The organism is Pseudomonas sp. AU12215 (assembly GCF_001675465.2).
Lineage (GTDB): Bacteria > Pseudomonadota > Gammaproteobacteria > Pseudomonadales > Pseudomonadaceae > Pseudomonas > Pseudomonas nitroreducens.
In genome coordinates, this window is sequence record NZ_MACM02000170.1 from 26,920 (window position 1) to 47,694 (window position 20,775).

Here is a 20,775-nt window from a genome sequence, read left to right on the forward strand (position 1 = left end):
GCTACACACCCCGCTCCGAAGGGAGAGGGGATCGTTCGGTGCAGGATGACATCCTATAGCGTCAGGCGACACGGATAGCTCCCTCTCCCTTCAGGGAGAGGGCGGGGGAGAGGGGCTTTGATAGCGCGCCATTGCTGATCCATTTGAAGGAAGCTCCCAAGGATGACTTGCCGATGATCCGATGCTTCAAGGCCGCCGCGCTGGCAGTGCTGGTAGCCCTCAGCGGTTGCAGCTCGCTGCTGTTCTACCCCAGCGATGACGTCGCCATCACGCCCGCGCGGGCCAAACTGGAGTTCCGCGACCTCACGTTCACCACCGCCGATGGCGTTAAGCTCGCCGGCTGGTGGTTGCCGGCGAAAGCGGGCGTGCCGGTCAGGGGCACCGTGCTGCACCTGCACGGCAATGGCGGCAACATGGCGTGGCACCTGGGCGGCGCGTACTGGCTGCCGGAGCAGGGCTACCAGGTGCTGATGCTGGATTACCGCGGTTACGGCAAGTCCGAGGGCGAGCCGAGCCTGCCGGCAATCTACCAGGACATCGACGCCGCCTTCGCCTGGCTGGACAAGGCACCGGAGGTGCAGGGCAAACCGGTGATCCTGCTGGGCCAGAGCCTGGGCGGCGCCATGGCGGTGCATTACCTGGGCATGCACCCTGAGCGGCAGAAGAAGTTGAATGCCGTGGTGCTCGATGGCGTGCCGGCCAGTTACCGCGATGTGGCGCAGTACACCCTTAGCACCAGTTGGCTGACCTGGCCGCTGCAGGTGCCGCTGTCCTGGCTGGTGCCCGACGGCGATAGCGCGATCCGCTCCATGCCGCGACTTTCTGGCGCACCCGTGCTGTTCTTCCACAGCATCGACGATACCATTGTGCCCCTGGACAACGGCCTGACCCTCTACAAGGCCGCGCCGCCGCCCAAGGTCTTCCAGCTGACACGCGGCAATCACGTGGAAACCTTCGGGGAGCCGGTGTGGCGCGAAGTGATGCTGCGCTTCCTTGACGATCCGCAGCACTTCACCGGCCTGCGCCGGTTGGCCGAAGTCCCGAACTCTCCCTCTCCGGCGAAGCCACAGGAATCGCAGGCGGACCCGAAACAACAAGGCACCCCATGAACGACCGCAACCCGATCTCCTACATCCTCACTGTCATCGCCACCATCTTCGTCTCGGTCGGCACGCTCTGGTATTACGGCTACCTGCACTTTGCCAAGCCCGAGGACGCCCTGGAGCTGACCCAGTTCACCCTGCTGAAGAGCATCCCCGGCCAGGACACCAAACTTTCCCTCGATCCGGCCGACCAGCAGGCGCAGTGCATCGACGGCGTGCTGGTGATGTTCGACATGACCCAGAAGGGCCTGACCGGTGTGCTGGTCGACGGCCGCAAGCGCGCCGTGCGCTGCATGGGTGAGCAGACTCCGCAAGAAACCAAGTGACGGTCGGCCCTGACCCGGCGGACTGAGGGAGGAAGGTCATGAGCCATCCCGAGATCCGCATCTGGCAGGGCGACATCACCCGCCTCGACGTCGACGTCATCGTCAACGCCGCCAACAGTTCGCTGCTGGGCGGTGGTGGCGTCGACGGCGCAATCCACCGGGCCGCGGGCCCGGATCTGGTCCACGCCTGCCGCCCGCTGGGTGGCTGCAAGGCCGGCCAGGCGAAGATCACTCCCGGCTTCCGCCTGCCGGCGCGCTACGTCATACACACTGTCGGGCCTGTCTGGCGCGGCGGTGAGCACGGCGAGCCCGAGGTGCTTGCCCAGTGCTACTGCAACAGCCTGCAACTGGCCGAAGGCAACGGCCTCGCCAGCATCGCCTTTCCTGCCATCAGTACCGGTATCTACGGTTATCCCGCCGAAGCCGCGGCGCGGGTCGCCGTGGACGAACTGCGTCGTCCGCGCGGTGAAGGAAGTTCGCTGAAGGAAGTGGTGCTGGTGCCTTTCTCGGCCGAGATGGCCGAGCTTTACCGGCGCCTGCTGGCCTGAATAAATGCCCATGGTCGCGGGCTTGGCCCGCTCCAACAGGGAACGCAGGTCGTAGGACGGGTGGAGCGGAGCGATTCGCATGCTGTTGATGCAGTGCTCGAAGGGTATCGCTTCGCTCCACGCCATCCTACAAGAGCGCTGTCTCCCGAAGGATCAATAAGTGCCGCTTACCGCCGAACGCGGCTGCACCGGGTTGGCGTCATTGGAAATGGTCACCTCGACGCGGCGGTTCATGGCACGGCCGGCCGGAGTGGCGTTGCTCGACACCGGGTACTCCTTGCCGTAACCGCGAGAAACGACGCGATCGGAGGTGACACCCTGGCTCAGCAGCGCCAGGCGAATGGCGTCCGCGCGACGCTCGGAGAGCCTCTGATTGTAGGAGGACGAGCCGCTGCTGTCGGTGTAGCCCTCGACGATGACCTTGCGTTCCGGATTCTGCTGCAGGTAGCCGGCGAGGTTCTGCACATTGCCCATGGCGCCAGGTTTCAGCTCGGCGCGGTCGAGGTCGAACAACACATCGCCGAAGGACACCATGGTCCCGCGCGAGGTCTGCTTGGCGTTCAACTCGCCCTTGAGCTTGTTCAGCTGTGCGGTACGGGCATCCAGGCGGGCCTGGGCGCGCTGGGCCGAGGTGTTCTTCAACTGATCCTCGGCGTCCCGCAGGGCCACCGTCTGGTTGGCCAGCTCGATGCGCTGCTGGGTCAGGTAGGCCATCTGGTCGACGTCCTTCTGGTCGGCGCCGTCGCGGTAGGCTTTGTCGGTCTTGGCCAGCCAATCGCCGGCGTCCTTGGTTTCCAGCGCGGCCTGCTGGGTGGCCTGGGGCTCGGCCTGCAGCGCCTGGAAGTCGCTGCGGGCTTTCTCCAGGTTGGCGTTGGGCGGTGTGGAGCACGCGGCGAGGGCCAGGGCGAGGGTCGAGACGGCGGGCAGTACGATGAGCTTGTTCATGTCGGAATTCCTTATATGACCGGACGTAGGGGCGGGATCACTGGGCCTGCTGCAGACCTTCCTGACGCAGCTCCATCACACCCTGCTGGGCGTCCTTGACGTTGTTCTGCGCCTTCACGGCCTGCGACTTGCGCTCGGCCACGCGAGCGTCCCATTCGGCCTGCTGCGCCAGGCGCTTGGCCTGGTCGTATTCCTTGTCGTTCAGGGCGATGCGCGCCTGGGCGAGTTTGTCCTGGGCATTCTTGGTTTCGACCGGGGCGAATTCCGGTCCACCTGAGCTGACGGCGGCGTTAACCGCCGATTCGGTGACGGCCATCTGTTCGCTGGGCGGGTTGCCGGCGCAGCCAGCCAGCAGCGCGGCGCTGCCAAGGGCGAGCAGGCTGAGGCGCAGGGAAGCGCGGGTGGAGGCGGTCGGGACGGTTCGAGCGCTCTGAGATTTCAGTTCCATTGGATGAATCCTCTGACGTTTGGTAAAGGGTTCCCTCGGCGATTCGAGTGCCGGTGGATGCCTGCCGCGCGGGTCTGCGGCTTCGTGGGCATCTGATTAGGGGACTAAGGGTTTTGTCAGGGGGTTCAAAAAAAATGCCCGCCGTATGGGCGGGCATTGGCGACGATCCACTGGAATCAGCCGCGATGACGCAGTAATCGCAGGCCGTTGAACACGACCAGCAGGCTGGCGCCCATGTCGGCGAAAACCGCCATCCACAGGGTGCCTTCGCCGGCCAGGGTGAGGGCAAGGAACACCGCCTTGATGCCCAGCGCGAGGGTGATGTTCTGGATCAGCACGCGGTGGGTCTGGCGCGACAGGCGAATGAAGGACGGCAGCTTGCGCAGGTCGTCATCCATCAGCGCGACGCCGGCGGTTTCGATGGCCGTATCGGTGCCCGCCGCGCCCATGGCGAAACCGATGTCGGCGCGTGCCAGGGCGGGAGCGTCGTTGATGCCGTCGCCGACCATGCCCACTCGCTTGCCACCTTCCTGGCGCTGCTTTACCTCGCGCAGCTTGTCCTCGGGTAGCAGGTTGCCCAGTGCTTCGTCGATGCCCACCTGGGCGCCGATGGCGGCGGCGGTGTGTGGGTTATCGCCGGTCAGCATCAGCGTCCTCACGCCCAGTTCATGCAGCTGGGCGACGGCTTCGCGGCTGGTCTCCTTCACGCCGTCGGCCACGGCGAACAGCGCCAGCGGACCTTGCCCATCGAGCAGCACGATGACCGTCTTGCCTTGCTGTTCGAGGGCGTCGAGGCGCTCTTCCAGCTCCTTCGAGCACAGCTCCAGCTCCTCCACCAGGCGGTGGTTGCCCAGGTGGTAGGTGCGACCGTCGATCTCGCCTTTCACGCCGCGGCCGGGCAGGGCGGTCAGCTCGCCGACGCTGTACAGCGCGATATTGTCCGCTTCGGCGGCCTGGGCCACGGCGTGCGAGACCGGGTGATCCGAGCGAGCAGCGAGGCTGGCGGCCAGTGCGCGCACGTCGCCGGCGGCGGTCTCCCGCAGGGCGGTGAAATCGGTCTGGCGCGGGCGACCTTCGGTGAGGGTGCCGGTCTTGTCGAGGGCGATCCAGCTTAACGAGCGGCCCATTTCCAGGAACACCCCGCCCTTGATCAGGATGCCCAGGCGAGCCGCCGCCGACAGGCCGCTGACGATGGTCACCGGAGTGGAGATGACCAGTGCGCAGGGGCAGGCGATCACCAGCAGCACCAACGCGCGGTAGACCCAGTCGAGCCAGGCGCCGCCGAAGAACAGCGGCGGCAGCAGCGCAGTGGCGATGGCGATGAGAAACACCGCCGGGGTGTAGAGGCGGGAGAACTGGTCGACGAAGCGCTGGGTCGGCGCCCGCGAGCCCTGGGCTTCTTCCACCGCATGGATGATGCGTGCCAGGGTGCTGTCGTCGGCTACGCGGGTGACGCGGTATTCCAGCGCGCTTTCACCGTTGATGGTGCCGGCGAACAGGGTGTCGCCGGCCTGTTTTTCCACCGGCAGACTCTCGCCGGTGATGGGTGCCTGGTTGACGCTGGAGCGGCCGTCGAGCACCTCGCCGTCCAGGGCGATGCGCTCGCCGGGGCGCACCCGCACCCGAGCGCCGAGAGCGACGGACTTGGCGGAGACTTCCTGCCATTGCCCGTCCACCTGTACCGTCGCCTGTTCCGGCGCCAGCTGCAGCAGGCCGCGAATGGCGTTGCGCGCGCGATCCAGCGACTTGGCCTCGATCAGTTCGGCGATGGCGAACAGCACGGCGACCATGGCCGCTTCCGGCCACTGGCCGATCAGCATGGCGCCGGTCACGGCGATGCTCATCAGGGCATTGATGTTGAGATTGCGGTTCTTCAGGGCGATCCAGCCCTTGCGGTAGGTCGGCAGTCCCGCGCCAAGGATGGCGGCAATGGCCAGCGCCGCCACCAGCCACTGCGGGCCGATGGCGAACCACTCGAAGAACTCAGCACCTGCCGCCGCGACACCGGCCAGCGCCAGTGGCCACCAGGGTTTCTGCTGGGCGGGTTGTGCGGGCACGGGGGCGTTTTCAGCCACGGGCTCGGCCTGCATGCCCAGGGACGCCACCAGCTTCTGCAACGGCTCGATGCTGTCGAAACGGTGCTGCACGCGCAGCAGGCGCTGCATCAGGTTGAAGTCGAGGTCCTCCACCGTCGGCACGCGGCCCAGTGCGTCGCGCAGCAGGCGTTCCTCGGTGGGACAGTCCATGGCCTCGATGCGCAGGCTGGTCCAGCGCAGCTCGCCGGCCGCAGCCCCTGCCACGGCGCTTGCCGCTTGCGCGGGGTCGATGTGCTCATGCTGATGATCGTGATCGTGATCGTGATCGTGATCGTGATCGTGATCGTGATCGTGATCGTGATCGTGGGCATGGCCGTGATCATGCGGCGCAGGTTCGGCGGCCGGCGCGCGCAGCAGCGCGCCTTTGTCGCAGCCACAGCAGCCGGCGGCTTCCTGTTCGCGGTGCTGATCCTGGATTGGGGCGGGGCCGTGGATGATCGGGCCCTGGCGATTGGCAGTCATGTCGTCCGTTCCTGTTTGACGAGTTGCTGCTGATTGCACACCCTGTAGCAACTACAGAGTCAAGCACCTGCTGGCGAGGAGTCGAAAATGAAGATCGGTGAACTGGCGAAACTGACCGGCTGCCCGGTGGAAACCATTCGCTATTACGAGCGCGAAGGCCTGCTGCCCGCACCGTCGCGCAGCGAAGGCAACTACCGCCAGTACGACGCCAGCCACGTCGAGCGGCTGTCGTTCATCCGCCATTGCCGTTCGCTGGACATGACCCAGGAGGAGATCCGCATCCTCCTCGGCCTGCGCGACCGCCCCGAGTCCGACTGCGGTACTGCCAACCGGCTGATCGACGAGCACCTGCACCACGTCGAGGTGCGCATCGCCGAACTGCAGTCGCTCAGCCAGCAATTGCGCGACCTGCGCGCGCAGTGCCAGGGCGAGGGCAGCAGCGTGGATTGCGGTATCCTGCGCGAGCTGGAGCAGCCGGCGGAGCCTTCGGTGATTCCCGATGCGTGCGCCGAGGCGGGGCATTTGCACGTGCCCGGCGTCCACGGCCGGCATTGATTGGTCCGTGCAGGAAGGCAGGTGGGCCGGCTTCGCCAGTATGCTTCTGCACTGGGGCAGTCCTCACCCTGACCCTCTCCCGGAGGGAAAGGGGACCGGATGGAGCAGGATGAAACCATGGCGTCAGCCGGCGCAATCTGCTCCCTCTCCCTGGGGGAGAGGGCTGGGGTGAGGGGCCGTCCAGGCACCGAAGCAGCCGCAGTAGGGCAGTGCTCCTGAAGCCTGAAACCATGCGCCTCGGCAGATGCCGATTCAGGAGTGCTCCGCCTCCGTCAGTTCATGCAGGTACTTGCGCGACAGCGCCAGGAAGCGCGGCGTCGGGCCTGTGTCTTCGTAGATCGGGTCGCCCTGTTCGTCGTGGGCCACCACCTTGTTCCCCTGCACGTAGGGGAGGCTCGCCTCCAGCTCCTCCAGCGCAGCGTTGACCAGTTCTCCCAGCAACTCCTCGACGCTGCGCTTGGGGTACATGTCGTGCAGCGCGGCCAGACGCGCGGCGGTCTCGACGTCCAGCGGAATGCTGTACTGATGGTGGGTCATGCGCCCCCTGGCGTTCTGTTCCCAATGGCGTACCAGCTCGCGGATCTTCATGTTCACCTCTAGGGTCGTTACGTGGCGGTCGGCCCTCGTGAGGCCGCCGCAGGTTTTCCCGACGATGGGGATAACTTTCAGCCTAGACGTTGTCCGAGCATGACTGCGGGCGTTCGTCGAGCGCTTGTCAGCCGCCACACCTGGCGGCACTGTGAAACTCTCAGCGTGGCCCTTTCCAATGGGCGCTCTCACTCCAAGGAGACCGCGATGCCGGATATCGATGCGCGCCTGCGCGAGGACGTTCACCTGCTTGGCGAACTGCTCGGGCAGACCATCCGCGCCCAGTACGGGCAGGGCTTCCTCGACAAGATCGAGCTGATCCGCACGGGCGCCAAGTCCGCCCGGCGCGGCTCGGCCGAAGGCGCCAAGCAGCTCACCGCCGCCCTCGACGGCCTGGGCGAGGACGAACTGCTGCCGGTGGCGCGCGCCTTCAACCAGTTTCTCAACCTGGCCAACATCGCCGAGCAGTACCACCGCATTCGCCGCCGCACGCCGAAGGAGCCGGAACCTTTCGAGAACCGCGTCCTGGCCGAACTGCTGGGCCGTCTGAAAAAGTCCGGCCTGGGGGCGGAAGGCCTGGCGCGGCAGGTGGCGGAGCTGGAGATCGAGCTGGTGCTCACCGCGCACCCCACCGAAGTGGCGCGCCGCACGCTGATTCAGAAGTACGACGCCATCGCTGGCCAACTGGCCGCTGGTGACCACAGCGACCTGTTGCCCGAAGAGCGCCAGGCGGTGCAGGAAAAACTCCAGCGGCTGATCGCCGAGGCCTGGCACACCGACGAAATCCGCCGCACCCGGCCGACCCCGGTGGACGAGGCGAAATGGGGCTTCGCGGTGATCGAGCATTCCCTCTGGCACGCGCTGCCGGACTTCCTGCGCCACGTCGATCGCACCCTGCAGGAAACCCTCGGCGAACGGCTGCCGCTGGAGTCCGCGCCGATTCGCTTCGCCTCCTGGATGGGCGGCGACCGCGACGGCAATCCCAATGTCACCGCCGCCATCACCCGCGAGGTCCTGCTGCTGGCGCGCTGGATGGCCGCCGATCTCTACCTGCGCGACGTGGACAGCCTGGCTGCCGATCTGTCCATGCAGCAGGCCAGCGAAGAACTGCGCGCCGAAGTGGGCGAGCTTGCCGAGCCCTACCGCGCGCTGCTCAAGCAGCTGCGCGAACGCCTGCGTGCCACCCGTGCCTGGGCCGAGCGGGCCATCCATACCGGCGAAGAGCCCGGCAGCGAGGTGCTGCAAGACAACCGCGAGCTGCTTGAACCACTGCAACTCTGTCACCGCTCGCTGCACGATTGCGACATGGGCGTGATCGCCGATGGCGCCTTGCTCGATACCCTGCGCCGCGCCGCTACCTTCGGCCTGTTCCTGGCCCGGCTGGACGTGCGCCAGGATTCCACGCGCCACGCCAGGGCAATGAGCGAAATTACCGAGTACCTGGGCTTGGGCAACTACGCCGAGTGGGACGAAAGCGTGCGCCAGGAATTCCTCCTGGAAGAGCTCGCCAGCCGTCGCCCGCTGCTGCCGGCGAACTACCAACCTTCCCCCGAGACCGCCGAAGTACTCGCCACCTGCCGCGTGGTGGCGCAGGCGCCGGCAGCGTCGCTGGGCTCCTACGTCATCTCCATGGCCGGTCATCCATCCGATGTGCTTGCTGTGCAATTGCTGCTCAAGGAGTGCGGGCTGGAGCGGCCGATGCGCGTGGTGCCGCTGTTCGAGACGCTGGATGACCTCGACCACGCCGGCCCCTGCATCGACCGCCTGCTCAGCCTCGACAGCTACCGCACCCGCCTGGCCGGACCGCAGGAAGTGATGATCGGCTATTCCGACTCGGCCAAGGACGCCGGCACCCTGGCTGCCGCCTGGGCGCAGTACCGCGCGCAGGAGGCGCTGGTGGACATCTGCCGCAACCACGGCGTCGAACTGCTGTTGTTCCATGGCCGTGGTGGCACGGTCGGTCGTGGCGGTGGTCCGGCCCACGCGGCCATCCTTTCGCAGCCGCCGGGCTCCGTGGCTGGGCGTTTCCGCACCACCGAACAGGGCGAGATGATCCGCTTCAAGTTCGGCCTGCCGGACATCGCCGAGCAGAACCTCAACCTTTACCTGGCCGCGGTGCTGGAAGCCACCCTGCAGCCACCGCCGGTGCCCGAGCCGGCCTGGCGCGAGGAGATGGATCGCCTGGCCGCCGACGGCGTGCTCGCCTACCGCGCGGTGGTGCGGGAGAACCCGCAGTTCGTCGACTACTTCCGCGAGGCCACGCCGGAGCAGGAACTGGGCCGCCTGCCGCTGGGCAGCCGCCCGGCCAAACGACGCGAGGGCGGGGTGGAAAGCCTGCGGGCGATCCCCTGGATCTTCGCCTGGACCCAGACGCGCCTGATGCTGCCGGCCTGGCTGGGCTGGGAAGACGCGCTGTTCAAGGCCATCGAGCGTGGCGAGGGCGCGCTGTTGTCCCGTATGCGCAAGGAGTGGCCGTTCTTCACCACCCGCATCGACATGCTGGAGATGGTGCTGGCCAAGGCTGACCGGGAAATTGCCCAACTCTACGACGAGCGCCTGGTGCAATCGGAACTGCGACCATTAGGTGCGCATTTACGCGACCTATTGTCGCAGTCGGTGCGCGTGGTGCTGGGGCTGACCGGGCAGTCCCAACTGCTCGCCCACGCCGCCGAGACGCGCGAATCCATTGGTGTGCGCAATACCTACCTGGACCCGCTGCACCTGCTCCAGGCCGAGCTGCTGGCCCGCTCGCGACGCTGCGCCGGCGATGCCTGCGGCGGTCTGGAGCAGGCCATGCTGGTGACGGTCGCGGGGATCGCCGCGGGGCTGCGCAATACCGGTTGAGGGCACATCACCCCCCACCAAAGGTGGATTGCCGAGCCGGCAAATGAGATTAATTTGATGGCTGTTCCGGGTGCCATCAAGCGCCCGGGACCGGCTCGCGCAGTCCCCATGGCCGGCTTGTCTGGCAGGGGACCGCTGTGTATCGTGAGCAACCTTTCGGCGCATGTCTGCGCCATTCCAGCACGATGAGATTGGCCCCAAGAGGCGGATCCGTGATTTCGCTTAACAAGTATTAAGGAGCATATCGATGCGTGTGATTCTGCTCGGGGCGCCCGGTGCCGGCAAAGGTACCCAGGCTCGCTTCATCACTGAGAAGTTCGGCATTCCGCAGATCTCCACCGGCGACATGCTGCGTGCAGCGGTCAAGGCCGGCACCGAACTGGGCCTGCAGGCCAAGAGCGTGATGGACGCCGGTGGTCTGGTCTCCGATGACCTGATCATCAACCTGGTCAAGGAACGTATCGCCCAGCCCGACTGCGCCAACGGCTTCCTGTTCGATGGCTTCCCGCGCACCATTCCCCAGGCCGAGGCCATGAAGGAAGCGGGCGTCACCATCGACAACGTCGTCGAGATCGCCGTTGAAGACGAAGAAATCGTCAGCCGCATCGCCGGCCGCCGTGTGCATGCCGCTTCCGGCCGCGTCTACCACGTCGAGCACAACCCGCCGAAGGTTGCCGGCAAGGACGACGAGACCGGTGAAGAGCTGATCCAGCGCGAAGACGACAAGGAAGCCACCGTGCGTCACCGCCTGTCGGTCTACCACTCGCAGACCAAGCCGCTGGTCGATTTCTACCAGAAGCTGGCCGCCGCCCAAGGCACCCCGAAGTACACCCGCGTCGAGGGTGTCGGCTCGGTAGAGCAGATCACCACCAAGGTGCTCGCCGCCCTGAGCTGATCGCTCTCGCGTCTGCCAAAGGCCCGCACATGCGGGCCTTTGGCGTTTATAATGCCCGCCCGTTTTTTATCGACTAATGGAAAGCACCATGCCCACGCTGCTGGCCCTGGATACCTCGACCGAAGCCTGTTCCGTCGCCCTGCTGCATGACGGCCGTCGGTTCGTGCGCCATGAGGTGATCCCGCGCCTGCACGCCCAGCGCCTGTTGCCCATGGTGCAGGACATCCTCGGCGAGGCCGGCATCGCGCTGTCCGCCGTCGACGCCATCGCCTTCGGCCGCGGCCCCGGCGCCTTCACCGGTGTGCGTATCGCCATCGGCGTCGTCCAGGGCCTGGCGTTCGCTCTGCAGAAGCCGGTGCTGCCGATCTCCGACCTGGCGGTATTGGCCCAGCGTGCGCACCGCGAGCACGGCGCCGCCCAGGTAGCCGCGGCCATCGATGCGCGCATGGACGAGGTGTACTGGGGCTGCTACCGCGTGGAGCAGGGCGAGATGCGTCTGGCCGGCGCCGAGGCGGTGCTGCCGCCCGAGCGCGTCGAGCTGCCGCGCGATGCCCAGGGCGCGTGGTTCGGCTCCGGAACCGGCTGGGGCTTCGAGGAGCGCCTGGCGGTGAAGGTTGCCGCCCGCGATGCCAGCCTGCTGCCGCACGCCGAAGACCTGCTGACCCTGGCCGAATTCGCCTGGGCGCGGGGCGAGGCGGTTGACGCAGAGCACGCGCAGCCCGTCTACCTGCGCGACAACGTGGCGACACCCAAGAAAGCCTGACCTGTGCCAATTGACCGCAGCCTGGAGCGCTCGCTAGAGTGAGCGCATTCCCACCGAGTTTCTGACATGCGTATCGACGGTTTCACTTCCATATCCCAGACGCCTGAGCGCGGTTCCCGGACGGGTACTGCGGTCACGCCGTATCGGGATGTGCAGAGTGACGTCGAAGCCCGCCGCGACCAACCCGCGCCGACCTCGGCGAGCCAGGGGCTGGATTCGCAGCCGCAGACCCGCCGCGTCGAATCGTCCAGCGCCAGCAGCTACGGCGTGCCGGCGACCCTGCGAGACATCGAGTACCAGCGCCCGCTGAGCTCCCGTGCTGCCCAGGCGCTGGCCAGCTACACCAGCACCGCCAGCATGGCCGGCCAGTACGAAGGCCAGGAAGTCCTCGGTCTCGACCTCTACGCCTGATTCGATGTCACTGCCGTATTTCCTCGGATGTCCATCCTGGAACGAGCCTGCCTGGCGCGGCACCTTCTATCCCGCCGACCTGCGTCCCGCCGATACCCTGGGCTTCTACTCCCAGGTGTTCAACGCCGTGGAAGGCAACACCACTTTCTACGCCCGCCCCAACGCCGATACCCTCGCGCGCTGGGCGCAGACCATGCCGGAGACGTTCCGCTTCTGCGCCAAGCTGCCCCGCGATATCAGCCACGAGGGTGACCTGCGCGGCCAGTTGGAGAACACGCGGCACTTCCTTGATCTGCTGAAGCCGCTGGGTAAGCGCGTCGCGCCGCTGTGGCTGCAGGTGTCGGCCAGTTTCGGACCGGATCGGCTGGGCGAGCTGGCGGCCTGGCTCGACGCCTTCGCCGAGCGTCGCCTTGCCGTCGAGGTGCGGCACCCGGCGTTCTTTGCCAAGGGCGAGGAGGAGCGGGCGCTCAACCGGCTGCTGCTGGATCGCGGTGTAGAACGTATCTGCCTGGACTCGCGGGCGCTGTTTGCCTGCCGGTCTGACGATCCTGCCGTGCTGCACGCACAGTCGAAGAAGCCCAAGGTGCCGGTGCGCCCGGCGGCCTTCAGCGACAGCCCGCAGGTGCGCTTCATCGGTGGGCCGGACCTGGACGCTAATCTCGTTCACCTTGCGCCCTGGGTCGGCAAGGTAGCCGAGTGGATCGAGCAGGGCCTGACGCCCTACGTTTTCCTCCACACGCCGGACAACCACCGTGCCGCCGAACAGGCGCAGCGCTTCCATGCCTTGCTGCGCGAGCGCCTTCCGGGTTTGCCGGCGCTGTTCGCGCCGAAGCCGGACGTGGAGCAGCTCGGCCTGCTCTGACACCCCAACTGTGCATGGCGGCGAGCGGGCGAGGGGGCTAACCTGCTCCTTCCCGTTCGGCCAGGAGACAGCCATGACCCATCAACAACAACGCGGCGAAGCCTTCCGCGCGCTGCACCAGCGCGAGGGCCTGTTCGTCCTGCCCAACCCCTGGGATGCCGGTTCGGCGAAGATGCTTGCCCACCTGGGGTTCGAAGCCCTCGCGACCACCAGCGCCGGGCTGGCTTTCGCGCTGGGACGCCGCGACGCCGAAGGCGCGGTCAGTCGCGACGAAGCCCTGGCCAATGCGCGGCAGATCATCGAGGCGACGCCGTTGCCGGTTGCCGCCGATCTGGAGAATGGCTATGGCGATACGCCTGACGATTGCGCCGAGACTATCCGCCTGGCTGCCGCCTGCGGGCTGGTGGGTGGCTCCATCGAAGACGCCAGCGGCCGCCCGGACACACCCATCTATCCGCTGGAACTGGCGGTCGAGCGCATTACCGCCGCCGTGCGTGCGGCCCGAGCCCTGCCATTCACGTTCACCCTGGCGGCGCGGGCGGAGAACTTCCTGCATGGCCGTGCCGACCTGGACGACACCATCCGCCGCCTGGTGGCCTTCGCCGAAGCCGGCGCCGACGTGCTCTACGCGCCGGGCCTGAAAACCCGCGAGGAAATCGCCGCCGTGGTCAGCGCCGTGGCACCGCGACCGGTCAACGTGCTGGTGGGCTCGCCCGCCGTGCAACTTGGCCTGGAGGAGCTGGCAGCGTTGGGGGTGAAGCGCGTCAGCGTCGGTTCGACCCTGGCACGCGCGGCTTACGGCGCCTTCTTCAGTGGCGCCGAAGCGCTGGCCAAGGGCGACCTCAAGCCGATGCACGGCGCCATGCCCTTCGACCGCATCAACGGACTCTTCCGGGGCTGACGCTTGCGCTGGTGGCTGCTCGCTTTCGTCCTCGCCTGCGCGGGGTTCGCGTTATCGGTGCAGCAGCAGTGGCTGGGCCTGCCAGCTCGCTGGAATCCTTGGGCACCGCTGGATGTGCGCGATGAGCCCAACCTGCTGACCCGCTACAAGCTCTGGCGACTGCGTGACGACGTCGGCCTGTGCCGTCTGGCGTTGCAGAGTTCTGATCTCAAGGCGCAGCCGATGGCCGACAGCGAGCCGGTCGCCGGTTGCCCGTTGCAGAACGTCTGGCGCGTGCAGGCCGCCGAGGTAAAGCTGAGCAGCAGCTTCCTCGCCAGTTGCCCGCTGGCGGTGAGCTTCGCGCTGTTCGAGCGGCACTCGCTGCATCCGGCTGCAAGGGCCGTCTACGGCCAGCCGGTCGTTGGCGTGGAGCACCTGGGCAGTTTTGCCTGCCGCAATATCTACGGGCGCGCCGATGCCCGCCGCAGCCAGCACGCGAGCGCCAACGCGCTGGATATTGCTGCCTTCCGCCTCGCCGACGGCCGGCGCATCGTCGTGGCCAGGGACTGGTCGGGGGAGGGCGATGCCGCTCGCTTCCTGCGTGCCGTGCGCGACGGCGCCTGCAGCAACTTCGACGCTGTGCTGGGGCCGGACTACAACCGCGCCCACCATGACCATTTTCACCTCGACCTGGGCGGCTGGCAGATCTGCCGTTGAGCCCGCTGGCTGCGCGCTGCGGTAGAATCGCGGTTTTTTCCAGGATCGCCCCGTCATGACCGAAGTCCTCACTCCGCCGCGCATCGTCGTCCAGGCCCTGGCGCCTGCCTGGCAGGCGTTCGCCGAGCAGTGGGCGCAGCGGCTCGGGCTGCCGATGGGCGAGGGGGATGCGGACTTCGCCCTGCAACTGGGCGATAACGGCCTGCAATTGCTGCAATTGGGGCCGGACTCGCCCGGCCCGGTGCGGGTGGACTTCCTCGAAGGCGCCACGGCTCACCGCCGCCAGTTCGGCGGCGGCGCCGGGCAGATGATTGCCAAGGCCGTGGGTATCCAGCAGGGCGTGCGTCCCCATGTGCTGGATGCCACCGCCGGCCTGGGCAAGGACGCCTTCGTGCTGGCGACCCTGGGCTGCGAGATGCACCTGACCGAGCGCCAACCGATCATCGCCGCACTGCTGGAAGACGGCCTGGCCCGTGCCGCCGGGGATTTCGAGGTGGGCGCCATCGTCGCGCGCATGCGCCTGCTGCAGGGCAACGCCATCGAGCGCATGGCCGCCTGGGAAGGCGAGGCGCCGCAGGTGATCTACCTCGACCCGATGTTCCCGCACCGCGACAAGAGCGCGCTGGTGAAGAAGGAAATGCGCCTGTTCCGCCCACTGGTGGGCGACGACCTGGACGCGCCGGCGCTGCTGGATGCGGCGCTGAAGCTGGCCAGCCACCGGGTGGTGGTCAAGCGCCCACGCAAGGCGCCGATCATCGAGGGGCAGAAGCCCAGCTACAGCCTGGAAGGCAAGTCCAGCCGCTATGACATCTATCCGCTGAAGAGCCTCAAGGGCTGACGGCCAGCTCGAGGTCCCGAGAAACTCCTACAGAACATTTCGCCGCAGCTTTGCTTTTGTAGGAGCGAGCTTGCTCGCAAACCCGCCTAACGCCGAACTCGCCGGGAAGCCCTGTTCGCGAGCAAGCTCGCTTCTTCTCAAGGCACTCCGGCGCGAGTCAGGGCCTGAAGGCCTTGAGGAACAGCGCCACCACTTCCTGCGCGTGAGCCTCGGACTCCTCCTCGGTCGGCGGCTCCACGCAACCGATCATCAGGCGGAAGTGCACGCAGCCCTGCACCAGCATCAGGAAGTGCTCGGCGGCCCGGCGCGGGCTGTCCATCGCCAGTTTTCCCTGCTGGCGAGCCTGCTCCAGCAGGCGTTCCATCTGGTCCAGCACGCGTTGCGGGCCGGCGTCGAAGAACAGCTGTGACAGATGCGGGTTCTGCCCGCCCTGGGCAATCATCAGCCGGCTCAGCGCAATGGCTTCCGGGCTGTTGATCAACTGATTGAAGCCGCGCGCCAGGTTCAGCAGCAGGCTTTCCAGCGGCGCATCGGCCGATGGCTCAGCAAACAGCTCTGGCAGGTTCTCCGCACACTTGGCCTGCACGGCTTCGACGAACAGCGTCTCCTTGTCCGTGAAGTGGCTGTACACGGTGAGCTTGGACACCCCGGCTCCGGCGGCGATGGCCTCCATGCTGCTGCCGTCGTAGCCATGGCGGACGAAGAGCTCCTTGGCGGCCTCGAGAATGGCTCGGCGCTTGGCGGGATCCTTGGGGCGACCCGGTCCGTTCGATGAGTTCGATGGCGACATGATTTTACATTTCTAATACTGGACTGATGGGTTCTGTATTTTTACTATACTGGGGAGTATAAGAATTCCAACCGCGTTTTGCGAAAGGGTCACACATCATGTTCCGCCATGCTCTGTCTGTCGCGCTGCCTGCTGCCTTCATTCTGTCCCTTTCTGCCTGCGGTAATGGCGAGCCTCCCAAGCCCGCCGTGCGTCCGGCCATCGTGGTGCAGCCGCTGCCGGCGCGTGACGTCACCGAAGCCTATCCCGGCGAAGTCCATGCCCGCCACGAGCCGGAGTTGGCGTTCCGCATCGGTGGCAAAGTCAGCAAGCGCCTGGTGGAAACCGGCGAACGGGTGAAGAAGGACCAGCCGCTGGCGGAACTCGATCCCGAAGACGTTCGTCTGCAGCTCGAAGCCACCCGTGCCCAGGTGGCGGCTGCCGAAGCCAACCTGCAGACCGTCCGCTCCGAATACACCCGCTACAAGACCCTGCTGGAGCGCCAGCTGGTCAGCCAGTCGCAGTTCGACAACATCGAGAACACCTACCGCGCCGGCGAAGCGCGCGTGAAGCAGATTCGTGCCGAATACGACGTGGCCAGCAACCAGGCTGGCTACGCGGTGTTGCGCTCGCCCCAGGACGGCGTGATCGCCACGCGCCGTGTAGAGGTGGGGCAGGTGGTCGCCGCCGGGCAGACCGTCTTCACCCTGGCCGCCGATGGCGGCCGCGAAGTACTGATCAGCTTCCCCGAACATGCCTTCGAGCGCTTCCGCGTTGGTGAGGCGGTGAGCGTCGAGCTCTGGTCGCAGCGTGACAAGCGCTTCAGCGGCAAGATTCGTGAACTGTCGCCGGCGACCGATCCGCAATCGCGCACCTTTGCAGCGCGCGTTGCCTTCGACGATCCGAAAGTGCCCGCCGAACTGGGCCAGAGCGCCCGCGTCTACGTCCATGCCGAGGGCGCCGTGCCGCTGGCGGTGCCACTGGCCGCGCTGACCTCGGAGGCAGGCCAGCCATTTGTCTGGGTGGTCGATCCGAAGACTTCCACCCTACACCGTCGCCCGGTGCGCGTCGGTCCCTACGCCGAAGACCGCGTGCCGGTGCTCGAAGGCTTGAAGGATGGCGACTGGGTGGTGGCAGCCGGTGTCCAGGTGCTGCGTGAAGGGCAGGAGGTACGGCCTGTCGACCGGGAGAACCGGTCGATCAAGCTGGTGGCGAAGGAGTAACGCCCGATGCAATTCAACCTTTCCGCCTGGGCGCTGCAGAACCGCTCCATCGTGCTGTACCTCATGCTGCTGCTGGGCATAGTCGGTGCGCTGTCCTACACCAAGCTCGGGCAGAGCGAAGACCCGCCATTCACCTTCAAGGCCATGGTGGTGAAGACCAACTGGCCGGGCGCGACCGCCGAGGAAGTCTCGCGCCAGGTCACCGAGCGCATCGAGAAGAAGCTGATGGAGACCGGCGACTTCGACCGCATCATTTCCTTCTCGCGGCCCGGTGAATCCCAGGTGACCTTCGTCGCCCGCGAGGACTTCCACTCCCGCGATATCCCCGAGCTCTGGTACCAGATCCGCAAGAAGGTCAACGACATTCGCTACACCCTTCCGCAGGGCATCCAGGGGCCGTTCTTCAACGACGAGTTCGGCACCACCTTCGGCAACATCTACGCGTTGTCGGGCAAGGGCTTCGACTACGCGGTGCTCAAGGACTACGCCGACCGCCTGCAGCTGCAGTTGCAGCGCATCAAGGACGTCGGCAAGGTCGAACTGGTCGGCCTGCAGGACGAGAAAGTCTGGATCGACCTGTCCAACACCAAGCTCGCCACCCTCGGCCTCCCGTTGGCGGCGGTGCAGAAGGCGCTGGAAGAACAGAACGCGGTCACCGCAACCGGCTTCTTCGAGACGGCCACTGACCGGGTGCAACTGCGCGTGTCCGGTCGCTTCGACTCGGTGGAGGACATCCGCTCCTTCCCGATCCGCGTCGGTGATCGTACCTTCCGTATCGGCGATGTGGCCGAGGTGCACCGCGGTTTCAACGACCCGCCCGCGCCGCGCATGCGCTTCATGGGCGAGGACGCCATTGGTATCGCCGTGGCCATGAAGGACGGCGGCGACATCCTGGTGCTGGGCAAGAAGCTTGACGCGGAATTCGAACGCCTGCAGCAGACGCTGCCGGCAGGCATGGAGCTGCGCAAGGTGTCCGACCAGCCGGCAGCGGTGCGCGAAGGCGTCGGCGAGTTCGTCCGTGTGCTGGCCGAGGCGCTGATCATCGTGCTGCTGGTGAGCTTCTTCTCCCTCGGCCTGCGCACCGGCCTGGTAGTGGCGCTGTCGATCCCGCTGGTGCTGGCGATGACCTTCGCCTGCATGTACTACTTCGGCATCGGCCTGCACAAGATTTCCCTCGGCGCGCTGGTGCTGGCGCTGGGCTTGTTGGTGGACGACGCGATCATCGCCGTGGAGATGATGGCGGTGAAGATGGAGCAGGGCTACGACCGGCTCAAGGCGGCGAGTTACGCCTGGACCAGTACGGCCTTCCCGATGCTCACCGGCACGCTGGTGACCGCTGCTGGTTTCCTGCCCATCGCCACCGCGCAATCGGGCACCGGCGAGTACACTCGCTCGCTGTTCCAGGTGGTGACCATCGCGTTGCTGGTGTCGTGGATCGCCGCCGTGGTCTTCGTGCCCTACCTGGGCGAGAAACTTCTGCCCGACCTTGCCAAGCGTTACGCGGAAAAACACGGCGGCACCGACAAAGGCCACGATCCGTATTCCACTGCCTTCTATCAGCGCTTCCGCCGCGTGGTGGAATGGTGCGTGCGCTACCGCAAGACGGTGATCCTGCTGACCGTGGCGGCCTTCATCGGCTCGATCATGCTGTTCCGCCTGGTGCCGCAGCAGTTCTTTCCGCCTTCGGCGCGCCTGGAGTTGCTGGTGGACCTCAAGCTGGCCGAGGGCGATTCGCTCACCGCCACCACCGAGCAGGTCAATCGCCTGGAGAAGATGCTCGCCGAGCACCCGGGCATCGACAATTACGTGGCTTACGTTGGCACCGGCTCGCCGCGCTTCTACCTGCCGCTGGACCAGCAACTGCCGGCGGCGAGCTTCGCGCAGTTCGTGGTCCTGGCGAAGAGCCTGGAGTCGCGCGAGGAAATCCGCCAGTGGCTGATCAAGCACATGAACGAGGACTTCCCGACCCTGCGTACTCGTATCAGCCGCCTGGAGAACGGCCCGCCGGTCGGCTACCCGGTGCAGTTCCGCGTCTCCGGTGAGCACATCCCGGAAGTCCGCGAGTTGGCACGCAAGGTCGCCGAGAAGATGCGCGAGAACCCCCATGTGGTGAACGTGCACCTGGACTGGGAAGAACCGAGCAAGGCGATCTTCCTCGACATCGACCAGGAGCGCGCCCGTGCCCTGGGCGTGAGTACTTCGGATATCTCGCAGTTCCTGCAGAGCTCGCTGACCGGCTCCACCGTCAGCTACTACCGCGAGGACAACGAGCTGATCGAGATCCTCCTGCGCGGCGACGAGCGCGGCCGGCATGACCTCTCGCAATTGCCCAGCCTGTCGATGCAGACCAGCAGCGGCCGCAGCGTGGCACTGTCGCAGGTCGCGACCCTGGAATATGGCTTCGAGGAAGGCATCATCTGGCGGCGCAACCGCCTACCGACTGTGACCGTGCGTGCCGACATCTACGACGACTCGCTGCCGGCAACGCTGGTGAAGCAGATCTCGCCGACGCTGGACCCGATCCGCGCCGAGCTGCCCGACGGCTTCCTGCTGGAAGTCGGCGGTACCGTGGAAGATTCGGCCAAGGGCCAAAACTCGGTGAACGCCGGCGTACCGCTGTTCATCGTGGTGGTCCTCAGCCTGCTGATGATCCAGCTGCGCAGCTTCTCGCGGATGATCATGGTGTTCCTCACCGCGCCGCTGGGCCTGATCGGCGTGACCCTGTTCCTGCTGGCGTTCCAGAAGCCCTTCGGCTTCGTCGCCATGCTCGGCACCATCGCCCTGGCGGGGATGATCATGCGCAACTCGGTGATCCTCGTGGACCAGATCGAGCAGGATCGCGCCCATGGCATGGATACCTGGCACGCGATCATCGAAGCCACGGTACGGCGGTTCCGCCCCATCGTGCTGACCGCCCTGGCCGCCGTACTGGCAATGATCCCGCTGTCGCGCAGCGTGTTCTTCGGGCCGATGGCGGTGGCGATCATGGGCGGCCTGATCGTCGCCACGGCGCTGACGCTGCTGTTCCTGCCGGCGCTCTATGCGGCGTGGTTCAGGGTGAAGAAAGAGGCTTAGCCCGCGCAGGTGAATGCGCAGCGGACATAAAAAAGCCCGGCAGATGCCGGGCTTTTTTGTGGTCATTTCATCGAGCCTCAGCTCGTAGGGCGAATGACTGGGAGCGGATTATCCGCCCTAAGCATGCAGGGCTTTTGCGAACGCATTTTCGTATGAATGGGCGATTGTCCAGCATACCTCTGGCTTAAATTGGAGTAGGAACCCTCTTGCGAGACTTTGTGCACAGCTGTGCGTCTCAAGCATTCTGAGTTCAGAATCAGAAAGATCCTCCGTGTAAATAAGAATATAAAGAGGGCGGTTGCAGAAGCTGAGTGCAACACGGTTACTGGATTGAAGCAGGTGCATCATGCTGCAACGCCACTACCTCTGTCATGACCTCAATCGGGCATTTCCAATTGAAGCGCTTGCGCGGTCGGATGTTCAGTAC

20 protein-coding genes are annotated in these 20,775 nt (G+C 66.1%); 15 read left to right on the forward strand and 5 right to left on the reverse strand.

Annotated features, from left to right (window positions below):
- Positions 1–173 precede the first annotated feature (173 nt).
- Genes A9513_RS27895 through A9513_RS27905 form a run of 3 tightly spaced genes read left to right on the forward strand, consistent with a single transcriptional unit; the run spans position 174 to position 1,977 of the window.
- Positions 174–1,109: an alpha/beta hydrolase gene (locus tag A9513_RS27895; protein WP_065086134.1), complete on the forward strand. Its 936-nt coding sequence runs from the start codon at positions 174–176 to the stop codon at positions 1,107–1,109.
- Positions 1,106–1,429: a hypothetical protein gene (locus tag A9513_RS27900; protein WP_024765667.1), complete on the forward strand. Its 324-nt coding sequence runs from the start codon at positions 1,106–1,108 to the stop codon at positions 1,427–1,429. Before A9513_RS27895 ends, A9513_RS27900 begins: the two co-directional genes overlap by 4 nt.
- A 38-nt stretch (positions 1,430–1,467) precedes the next feature.
- Positions 1,468–1,977 (forward strand): O-acetyl-ADP-ribose deacetylase, encoded by a 510-nt coding sequence (locus A9513_RS27905; RefSeq protein ID WP_065086135.1) that lies wholly within the window; start codon positions 1,468–1,470, stop codon positions 1,975–1,977.
- A gap of 153 nt (positions 1,978–2,130) precedes the next feature.
- Here A9513_RS27905 and A9513_RS27910 read toward each other — a convergent pair whose 3' ends face one another.
- The 3 genes from A9513_RS27910 to A9513_RS27920 all read right to left on the reverse strand — a co-directional run bounded on the left by A9513_RS27910 (position 2,131) and on the right by A9513_RS27920 (position 5,616).
- Positions 2,131–2,922 carry an OmpA family protein gene (locus A9513_RS27910; protein ID WP_065086136.1) on the reverse strand — a complete coding sequence of 264 codons (792 nt, stop codon included), beginning with the start codon at positions 2,920–2,922 and terminating at the stop codon, positions 2,131–2,133.
- Positions 2,923–2,959: 37 nt separating this feature from the next.
- Complete coding sequence (locus A9513_RS27915; RefSeq protein ID WP_024765665.1) at positions 2,960–3,370, reverse strand: DUF4398 domain-containing protein; 411 nt, start codon at positions 3,368–3,370, stop codon at positions 2,960–2,962.
- Between the two features lie 176 nt (positions 3,371–3,546).
- Complete coding sequence (locus A9513_RS27920) at positions 3,547–5,616, reverse strand: heavy metal translocating P-type ATPase (protein ID WP_065086145.1); 2,070 nt, start codon at positions 5,614–5,616, stop codon at positions 3,547–3,549.
- Between the two features lie 87 nt (positions 5,617–5,703).
- Here A9513_RS27920 and A9513_RS36655 point away from each other — a divergent pair, with 87 nt between their 5' ends.
- Both A9513_RS36655 and cadR read left to right on the forward strand, forming a co-directional pair.
- Positions 5,704–5,961, forward strand: coding sequence for a hypothetical protein (locus tag A9513_RS36655; RefSeq protein WP_065086137.1), 258 nt, complete (start codon positions 5,704–5,706; stop codon positions 5,959–5,961).
- A 54-nt stretch (positions 5,962–6,015) separates the two neighbouring features.
- A complete protein-coding gene (cadR, locus tag A9513_RS27930) occupies positions 6,016–6,483 on the forward strand; it encodes a Cd(II)/Pb(II)-responsive transcriptional regulator (RefSeq protein ID WP_024765664.1) in 468 nt (155 codons plus the stop codon).
- A 252-nt stretch (positions 6,484–6,735) separates the two neighbouring features.
- Here the strand turns inward: cadR and A9513_RS27935 are convergent, their stop codons facing one another.
- Positions 6,736–7,071, reverse strand: coding sequence for a hypothetical protein (locus A9513_RS27935; protein ID WP_037009585.1), 336 nt, complete (start codon positions 7,069–7,071; stop codon positions 6,736–6,738).
- Between the two features lie 207 nt (positions 7,072–7,278).
- Between A9513_RS27935 and ppc the strand changes: the two genes are divergently transcribed.
- The 8 genes from ppc (at position 7,279) to A9513_RS27975 (ending at position 15,281) form a co-directional block, all read left to right on the forward strand.
- Positions 7,279–9,915 carry a phosphoenolpyruvate carboxylase gene (gene ppc, locus A9513_RS27940; RefSeq protein ID WP_065086138.1) on the forward strand — a complete coding sequence of 879 codons (2,637 nt, stop codon included), beginning with the start codon at positions 7,279–7,281 and terminating at the stop codon, positions 9,913–9,915.
- 247 nt (positions 9,916–10,162) lie between these two features.
- The gene (gene adk, locus A9513_RS27945; RefSeq protein ID WP_024765662.1) at positions 10,163–10,810 is read left to right on the forward strand and encodes an adenylate kinase; all 648 of its coding nucleotides are present in this window, start codon (positions 10,163–10,165) and stop codon (positions 10,808–10,810) included.
- Positions 10,811–10,898: 88 nt separating this feature from the next.
- The gene (tsaB, locus tag A9513_RS27950) at positions 10,899–11,573 is read left to right on the forward strand and encodes a tRNA (adenosine(37)-N6)-threonylcarbamoyltransferase complex dimerization subunit type 1 TsaB (protein WP_024765661.1); all 675 of its coding nucleotides are present in this window, start codon (positions 10,899–10,901) and stop codon (positions 11,571–11,573) included.
- A gap of 66 nt (positions 11,574–11,639) precedes the next feature.
- Positions 11,640–11,984 (forward strand): hypothetical protein, encoded by a 345-nt coding sequence (locus tag A9513_RS27955; protein WP_024765660.1) that lies wholly within the window; start codon positions 11,640–11,642, stop codon positions 11,982–11,984.
- A 4-nt stretch (positions 11,985–11,988) separates the two neighbouring features.
- A complete protein-coding gene (locus A9513_RS27960; protein WP_065086139.1) occupies positions 11,989–12,846 on the forward strand; it encodes a DUF72 domain-containing protein in 858 nt (285 codons plus the stop codon).
- Between the two features lie 73 nt (positions 12,847–12,919).
- The gene (locus A9513_RS27965; RefSeq protein ID WP_065086140.1) at positions 12,920–13,747 is read left to right on the forward strand and encodes an oxaloacetate decarboxylase; all 828 of its coding nucleotides are present in this window, start codon (positions 12,920–12,922) and stop codon (positions 13,745–13,747) included.
- Between the two features lie 3 nt (positions 13,748–13,750).
- On the forward strand, positions 13,751–14,443 hold the full coding sequence (locus tag A9513_RS27970; RefSeq protein ID WP_065086141.1) for an extensin family protein: 693 nt from the start codon (positions 13,751–13,753) through the stop codon (positions 14,441–14,443).
- A 55-nt stretch (positions 14,444–14,498) separates the two neighbouring features.
- Positions 14,499–15,281, forward strand: coding sequence for a class I SAM-dependent methyltransferase (locus A9513_RS27975; protein ID WP_065086142.1), 783 nt, complete (start codon positions 14,499–14,501; stop codon positions 15,279–15,281).
- Between the two features lie 157 nt (positions 15,282–15,438).
- Here A9513_RS27975 and A9513_RS27980 read toward each other — a convergent pair whose 3' ends face one another.
- The gene (locus A9513_RS27980) at positions 15,439–16,071 is read right to left on the reverse strand and encodes a TetR/AcrR family transcriptional regulator (RefSeq protein ID WP_024765655.1); all 633 of its coding nucleotides are present in this window, start codon (positions 16,069–16,071) and stop codon (positions 15,439–15,441) included.
- Positions 16,072–16,169: 98 nt separating this feature from the next.
- Between A9513_RS27980 and A9513_RS27985 the strand changes: the two genes are divergently transcribed.
- A complete protein-coding gene (locus tag A9513_RS27985) occupies positions 16,170–17,273 on the forward strand; it encodes an efflux RND transporter periplasmic adaptor subunit (RefSeq protein WP_065086143.1) in 1,104 nt (367 codons plus the stop codon).
- Positions 17,274–17,279: 6 nt separating this feature from the next.
- Positions 17,280–20,348 carry an efflux RND transporter permease subunit gene (locus tag A9513_RS27990; RefSeq protein WP_065086144.1) on the forward strand — a complete coding sequence of 1,023 codons (3,069 nt, stop codon included), beginning with the start codon at positions 17,280–17,282 and terminating at the stop codon, positions 20,346–20,348.
- Positions 20,349–20,775: the final 427 nt, after the last annotated feature.